The sequence below is a fragment of the Geminicoccus flavidas genome (genome assembly GCF_009806515.1).
Classification (GTDB): Bacteria; Pseudomonadota; Alphaproteobacteria; order Geminicoccales; family Geminicoccaceae; genus Geminicoccus; species Geminicoccus flavidus.
Map to the genome: position 1 here is coordinate 24,458 of NZ_WUJP01000214.1, position 7,269 is coordinate 31,726.

Here is a 7,269-nt window from a genome sequence, read left to right on the forward strand (position 1 = left end):
GGGCTGCCCTTCTCGTGGCCGGGCGGCGTAACGGTTATCCATCTTTCTCCAGGGCCGAGCGCCTGGGCCTTTAGCAGGTCATGGATGTGGTGGCGGTGTCGCATTCAGGCATGGTGCGGTCACGACGATCTGAATGCTCCAGCAGCCTGTTGGACTTTGCGATGTTGTCGGCGGCAGGGAGCGGCTGAAGGTTCCAGTGAACGTGCAGACCGCACACGTTCTCGCCCGTAAGCGGAACGATATGGTCGACGTGATGCTGGACGCCAGTGAGGGCCGTCAGCTCGTTCGCGCGCCGATACACTTCCCGGGTCTGTTCCCGATCTGCCCATGGTGGCGTGGCGAGTGCGATGCGCTCCTTGCGGCGGCGATTCAGTTCCTGGATAACGTGCCTGTTATTGGCCGACCACCGCGTGCGCGCCGCCTTCATTCTGTCGGAATTGTCTGCCCAATAGGCTCGCTTCTGGGCGTTCACCCGGTCTTTGTTGGCTGCATAGTAGTCAAGATTCTTGGCTTGCAGCGCATCCCGGTCCTTCTCCCAGCGCTCCCGGTCGTAGGCGCGGCGCGCTGTCTTCTGCTCAGGTCTGGCTGCCCGTTCCTTATCGGCATCCCATTTGCAGAAGACGCATCGCTTGTTCACGGTGAATCGCTCGCACAGGTGCCCTTGCAAGCAAGCCTCACCAGTGCAGTAGAGGCGATAGCCGCGCGCCTTCGCGACGCTTCGAGGGACGATATGCAGCATTTTCATGCTGGGATTCTAACGTCGATCCAGCGGTCACGACGCGGCCAGCCCCACCCCCGGTTACTGCAACCAGCCGGTTGCGGCTTGGTTGCGTTTTTGGTTACGCGGAAATCTCAATAAAATCATGATCTTATATATAAATATAACCACGTAACCAGTTTATTATTATTTATAGATATACATCATGCGCATCGTACGCGCATGCGCACACACGCGCGCACAATGTCTATACATCTCTTTCTCCTGAAAAATTGGTTTCATGGTTACAGAATTGGTTTTTCATATACATATCAAGTAGTTAGGCCGTAACCACAAGCGAAACCACGCAGGTGATCTGCGGGTTACGCAACCTAAAGGAGGTTTCGGTGCCGACTCGAGGGCCAAGGTCCGTGGTGTTCCACAATGGACTGGTGGCGATACATGGTGTGAAGAACCGTACTGGCACCTTCCAGTACCCGCATCACAACAAACTATTCCTCCCGCTGGTGGATTTCGATGGCAAGATTGGCATCGAGGGGCCGCCGCAACCCATCACCTACCAGGCCGGCAAGGCCACGTTCATCCCCGCCGGGATGCGGATCGATGTCGAGGCAGGCTCACAGGAGGACGTACGTTTTGCCGCGTTGCGCATTCCAGACGAAATCTACCGGCAGACATTTGGCAAGCCGCGTCCTCCTGATGTGCGGGAGATGCTCAACGTAGACGACCCGCTCGCCGCGCACCTGACGCGGGCGGTGATGCTCGCCAGCCGCGCCGACGACGACAAGATGCTGGTTGACCACCTGACGCACGCACTGGTGACGAGGACCGGTGGCTGGTACGCGGATCGGCCTCCACCAAGCGATGACCGCCCACTTCACGATCGGATCCACCGCGTGGTCGAGTACATCGAGGCGAATCTCGCCGAGCCCATGATGATCGCCGAACTGGCAGGCGTGGCCCATTTGAGCCCCTACCATTTCGCCCGGTCCTTCAAAAATGTTGTGGGCGTTCCGCCGCGCCGGTTCATCATCGAGCGGCGCGTGATCAGAGCGCAGGGCCTCATTCGGGACGGCAAGATGCGGTCCTTCGCCGACGTCGCTTTTGCCAGCGGCTTTGCCAGCCAGAGCCACATGAACGACGCCTTCCGGCATGTCCTGGGCTGCACACCAGGCCAGTACCGGCGCCAGATCAGCGGATGACGGCCTTGATCATAGCCGGCCGCTCGCGCGTGGCGCGCACCTTGGCCACGAACTCATCGACCGGCATGGCCGTGATCGGCCCGAGGAAGCGCGGGTCGGTGTAGTGCTGCAGGAAGGCGTGGCGCGCCTCATCCTCGCTACCGAAACCGATCATGCACTTGTCCTCGTCATAGACCACCCAATCGCCCACACGGCGCTGATGAATCACGTAGACCATGGGCGCCGACGCATCCGGCCCGACATAGACGTCCACGGGGTCGCCATCGACGCCCATGCTGCCAACGACGTAGCCGTAGGGGTGCGCCATGGTGATCGACCAGCGGTTGCCGCTGCGGTCCTGCCCTGATCGGGTGGAGCCGGCCGGGTTCTCGATGGCGATCTCCAGCCCGTTCCAGCGGATGCGCGGCTTCAGGTAGTTGCCGGCCTCGGCCTGGGCCTGCGTGGGCGGCGTCCAGCCGGCTGCCATGGCGCCGTGGTGAGCCTTCAGGAACAGGATCACGCCGTCTCCTTGTTGGGGTCCAGCAGCTCGCGCAGCCAGGCGGCGAATTCGGGATCATCCCCGGGGTGCGCGTCGGGCTCGGCCAGCACCCAGCGCCCGCGACAGTTCGGGTGCATCAGACCGGCCGGGATCCACCACATCTCATCGGGCGTGCGGTCCACGAGCTCGTCGCCCACGCGCTTCTTCGGCGAGGCCGAGCGGCCGAAATTGTCCTTGCCGACCCAGATGTCGGTGTCGGGGTTCTTGTTCGGGTCGGCCGGGTCCACCACGGTCATGACCTTGCCGTCGATGCGCCGGCAGTTCGGGCAGACGTTCACGTAGCGCTCGACGCGACGCACCTTGGTGCCGGGCTTCAGGCTGGCAATGAAGCCCACCAGCGCGTTGTTTCCGGCCTCGGTGACGGCGATGCGCTGCCAGTCGCGGTTCATCGCGGCGAAGGTGTCGAACAGCTTGGTCTGGAGCGCCGAATCCGGCACGCCGCGCACGGCCAGCATCTTCTGTTCGGCGTCCTTCATGATGACCGACCGCAGCCTGGCGCGGGCCTCGTCGGAAAAGCGCGTCACGTACTCGGCGGCCTTGGCCTGGCCGATCTCGAGCACGGCCTGCTGCATGGGCGACAGCAGGAACTGCTCGGCGGCCTGGGCGGCCGTGTTGGGCAGCGCCGCCAGGATGACGTCGGCCTGCTTGAGCGACGGCTCGTGGTCGAGGTTGGCCTGCACCTTGCCCATCAGCGACGAGCGCGTGGCCATCCATTCCGCCTCGGTGCGCAGGTCGTCGGCCGGCAGGTAGCGTTGGAACAGGAAGTCCACCAGCATCATGTGGTCGGCCATGGTCCAGGCCTCGGGCGGCAGCGCGCGCAGGTAGATGCGCACGAGGTCGAGCTCGGCTTCGGTCCAGCGTACCATGGCGCCCGGCGGCTTGAGGGGCACCTCGACGCCCTTGGCGTGGTACTTGCCAGCCTGCCACTTCGTCAGCTCGGACTGGACGGCGTCGATGCGCTGCAAGCCACGCTCCATGAAAAGCTGGATCAGGCGGCGGATGAACGGCGATTCGTGCGGCTCGTCGCCATCGCCATCATGGTCGTGCACGGCCTTGAGGATGTAGCCGATCGCGCGATCGGTCTGCTCCGGCGACAGGTGGATGAGGTCGAGGAAGATGCCCATGGACAGAGCATGCAATCACGACGGCGGCCCGACGATGAAACGCCGGGCCGCTGCCGGCAGGCCCCTGCGGGGAGGATGCGCCCGGAGGCTGCCGCATGGCCTGCTGCCGGTGTTACGCGCCACCGCCGGCTGGGCGCCCGCACATGGCTGTCAAGCAAGGCCATGGTGGCATCACGACAAAAAAACGCCGCTCAGCTTGGGGGGGATGGCTGAGCGGCGCGAGAATGGAAGTCAAGATGAGGAAAGTTGAAACAACGCGATCGCCATCGGAATGACGATCGCAAGGCACAACTATGGAATACGAACACACACAGGTCAGGGTCTAAGATGTGTCCGGGCGAGAGCACCAAGAACAAGCCGCCCGGACACACATGCGTCCTAACCTGAGCGAATCATTACGTAAAGGTAATTTTTTGCCCAGGCGGTCCTTTTTTAGGGGAGCAGGCGCGCGCGCACCTCGTTCGCGTTGCTGGTCGAAGCATTCCAGATCGAGCAGAGCTGCCACGTCGAGCCGCTGTCCTTCGACCACTCGGCCTGGGCGACAGCCGCCAGAGCTGGCGTGGGCGCCCAGCTTTCCGGAGCCGGATCGGTCCGGCCGTCGAAGTAGCCCTTCTCGGCCGCATCCTCGTGGACCGCATTGAACCACGTGATGTTGCCGCCCGACGCCTGGGAGAACTCCAGGAAGTAGTGGGAGGCCGACGCCAACAGGTTGACCGTCGAGCTGAAGCTCTTGTCCACGAACTGGAGCGGGTCGGGCATGGCCGTGGAGTCGCTCCACGGGTTCTTGTAGGTGCTGCCAACGCACATACCGTCGGCCGGCGTGTAGGTGGCGGTGGCGAGCACCGTGCCGGACGAGTTCTTCAGCCTGACCAGCAGGTTGCCGGTACCGTTCGACGGACCGAACCAGGCGGGCATGATGCGAACTTTGCTGATCGACATGTCCTTGGGCACCGCGAACTTCTGGCGCAGCATCAGGCCGTTGGCGGCGTTGATCTGGTAGATCCCGCCGATGGCGCTGCCCGTCGCCTGCTCCAGGTTCGTGTGGGTCAACATGTTGATCGGCCCCCAATGCACCACCGGGTTGGAGACCTCGACCTCCAGTTGGAAGCTGGGCTGGTGGCGTGGGCTTTCGGCCGGCGTGTCGCCAGGCATGAAGGTCCAGGAGATTTCGTCGTCGAAGTATGGGCTCCAGGGCTGACGGGGCGTGACCATGCGCGGGCCGTGGCGGCAGTGCGCGTAGTTCACGGACGAGAAATTCAGGTGGTTGTTGGCGGCGTCGTTCTCGAACAGCACGTGGTACCGCTGTCCGGCGACCTGGGTGAAGCGGCCGGTGCCGAGGCCGGTAGTGCCAGATCCCGGAGTAAACAGGTCGAAGGTCAGAACCGTGTTATCCGAGGGCAGGCCGGTCTTGTTCGCCGAGCGCGCCACTTCGTTGCTCAGATTCGGCGAGCCGCTGCCGTTGTCGGCGTAAACACGGGCGCGCAGGTTGCCGCGCGTTCCATAGCCATAGGTTGCACCGGACGAGGACGTCGTGGGGGTGACGCCCGCCACGATCTCGCCCTTCACGTGGACGGACACCGACTTCAGGGCGCCGTCATGGCGGGCGCGGTAGCGGAAACCGACCCGCTTGCCGTTCCACACCGTGATGTTCCCCTGGATGCCGACGACTTCACTGCCAATACCAGAGCCGTTGAACGGCTCGCTGACGAGAGACATAATAGTCCTTGGAGATGAATGGCAAAATTGCCGTACATATTGTTGCGTCCAATTCGCGATAAACGTCGATCACTGCTCAATAAATTACAAATCGTCGCAAAATTCTTGGAACTAAAAACAAAACCCCGCCGAAGCGGGGTTCTGGGTGGCGACTTATGCGGATTGCGCTGCGCCTGCGCTCGCCGGTTTCCGGGTCGATGCGCTTCCGGGGGGAGGTGTCAGTTGCCGCCTTGCCGCCCCAACCCGGCCCGGGCCAACGGCAGCAAAGCAGCGAACAGGGGGGAATTGGTTGCGGTGGCAGGACTTTAACCTGCGACCTCCGGGTTATGAGCCCGGCGCGCTGCCAACTGCGCTACACCACGAAACGAATAGTAGCACAGTATTATTCAAAATAGCGCAACCATTATTATTTTTTGTCGGCCGAGAAAGACTTGACGATTACCCGCTCCGGGGTCTGATCAGGCACGGTGCCGATGAAGCGCCGGCGGCCAGCCTTGTCGGCCACCACCATGCCGTCCTCGCCATCCTCGACCAAGGCGTAGTGCTGCTCGGAACGCTTCTTGTGACCGAGAATCCGGTCCCACTTCACCTTGTGGCGCTGCTGGCCGCACTGGATCGTGCAGCCGTGTTCGCCGTGGGCCAGGACGGTGCCCGAGCGCGCGCCGCGCGGATGGTCGTAGTAGACCTCGTCGCCACGGTGCACGCCGGCGCGCTTGGGGTGCTGCCCGGTGGGCATCGGCTTCTCGCTCATACCTCGATCCGGAACACCGGCAGGCCGAACGACTTGACGAGGTCCGGGCCCTCATCGGTGGGCTCGGCGGCGTCTTCCTGCTGCTGGTCCGCCTGGTCGTCGCCCTTCGGGTCGCCGTCGGCATCGCTGCCGCCAAACTCGCCGCCGGGCGGGGTATCCTCGTCGGGATCGCCGAAGTCCTCGCTGTTGGCCTGGTTCTCCTGCTGCCACACTGGCACCAGCACCGGGTTCAGCGGCGCATCTCCCCACGTCTCCTTGACCGAGTCCTGGCCCTGGGCCTTGCGCGCCTCGTTGACCGTGGCGGTGGACACGAACTTGTCCCAAGCGGTCTTGGGGTCCTCGTCATCCAGGCCGGTCCAGCGGAACACATACTGGTCGCCGAAGTCCGACACGACGTAGTCCGAGAACAGGTCCTCGAAGTGCGCGAGCAGCGGGCGCAGGCCCTTGTCCTTCGAGCTGATGAGCTTTTCCTCGGTGTCGCTGCCCGACAACGTCGAGGCGCCCGTGGTGAAGCTCTCGATATTGATCTCGTCGGGCGACATACCGTAGACCGCGCAGATGATTGCAGTCAAAAAGGTCATCCACTTCCCGAACAGGACGTCGCTGACGTCGTTGTTGAAGCTCTCGAAGCTGGCCTTGGACTCGCTGTTCTTCGAGACCATGACGGGCAGCGCCCAGGCATTGTTGATGCCGCGCACCATGCCGTTCCAGATGCGCTTGAAGGCCGCCAGGTCTTCCTGCGAGTAGTCGCCGTGCAGGTGCAGCAGGCCCTTCGGGATCGAGTTCGAATCGAAGTAGCGGGTGTTGTAGGTGAAGGCGTTCAAAAAGCCGGTCACCGTGCGGATCAGCAGCTCGGTCTCGGACTGTCCGTAGCCGCCCGCCAGCACGCTGGTGGACGGGTTGCGCGGCACATAGATCAGGTCGTCGTAGGTGTAGGCGGCCCGGATCTGCCCATCGATGACCTGGAGCGCGAACAGCTCGTCATCGCCCTGGTAGCCCTGCTCGCTGCACAGCCGGATCGTGGCGCCGTCGACGGCGTACATGCCATCCATGCCGAGCTCGCGGTTGCGCTTGTACTCGGTCTCGATGGCCGCCGAATCCATGATCAGGCTGTCCTCGACCAGCTTGGCCATGAAGTTCGAGAAGTTGTCGCGGCGCAGGCGCATGCGGCGGCGCGGGTTGGCCTCCCAGCCGCAGTTGGTGAAGAAGCCGCTCAGCGC

7 protein-coding genes and 1 tRNA gene are annotated in these 7,269 nt (G+C 63.2%); 1 reads left to right on the forward strand and 7 read right to left on the reverse strand.

Annotation, left to right across the window (positions count from 1 at the left end):
- Positions 1 to 70: 70 nt before the first annotated feature.
- Complete coding sequence (locus EQG76_RS05860) at positions 71 to 745, reverse strand: hypothetical protein (protein WP_159711453.1); 675 nt, start codon at positions 743 to 745, stop codon at positions 71 to 73.
- Between the two features lie 419 nt (positions 746 to 1,164).
- Between EQG76_RS05860 and EQG76_RS05865 the strand changes: the two genes are divergently transcribed.
- A complete protein-coding gene (locus EQG76_RS05865) occupies positions 1,165 to 1,920 on the forward strand; it encodes a helix-turn-helix domain-containing protein (protein ID WP_159711455.1) in 756 nt (251 codons plus the stop codon).
- On the opposite strand, the gene EQG76_RS05870 is transcribed toward EQG76_RS05865, so the two are convergent.
- The 6 genes from EQG76_RS05870 to EQG76_RS05895 all read right to left on the reverse strand — a co-directional run.
- Positions 1,910 to 2,419, reverse strand: a complete 510-nt coding sequence (locus EQG76_RS05870; protein ID WP_159711457.1) for a hypothetical protein — start codon at positions 2,417 to 2,419, stop codon at positions 1,910 to 1,912. The genes EQG76_RS05865 and EQG76_RS05870 overlap by 11 nt on opposite strands.
- Positions 2,416 to 3,582 carry a hypothetical protein gene (locus tag EQG76_RS05875; RefSeq protein ID WP_159711459.1) on the reverse strand — a complete coding sequence of 389 codons (1,167 nt, stop codon included), beginning with the start codon at positions 3,580 to 3,582 and terminating at the stop codon, positions 2,416 to 2,418. The genes EQG76_RS05870 and EQG76_RS05875 overlap by 4 nt, the downstream gene beginning before the upstream one ends.
- A 432-nt stretch (positions 3,583 to 4,014) precedes the next feature.
- Positions 4,015 to 5,298, reverse strand: a complete 1,284-nt coding sequence (locus tag EQG76_RS05880) for a hypothetical protein (RefSeq protein WP_159711461.1) — start codon at positions 5,296 to 5,298, stop codon at positions 4,015 to 4,017.
- 286 nt (positions 5,299 to 5,584) lie between these two features.
- Positions 5,585 to 5,660 (reverse strand) — tRNA-Met (locus tag EQG76_RS05885).
- Positions 5,661 to 5,704: 44 nt separating this feature from the next.
- A complete protein-coding gene (locus tag EQG76_RS05890) occupies positions 5,705 to 6,049 on the reverse strand; it encodes a hypothetical protein (protein WP_159711463.1) in 345 nt (114 codons plus the stop codon).
- The coding region (locus EQG76_RS05895; RefSeq protein ID WP_159711465.1) for a phage portal protein at positions 6,046 to 7,269 on the reverse strand (1,224 nt) is incomplete at its 5' end. The genes EQG76_RS05890 and EQG76_RS05895, both read right to left, overlap by 4 nt.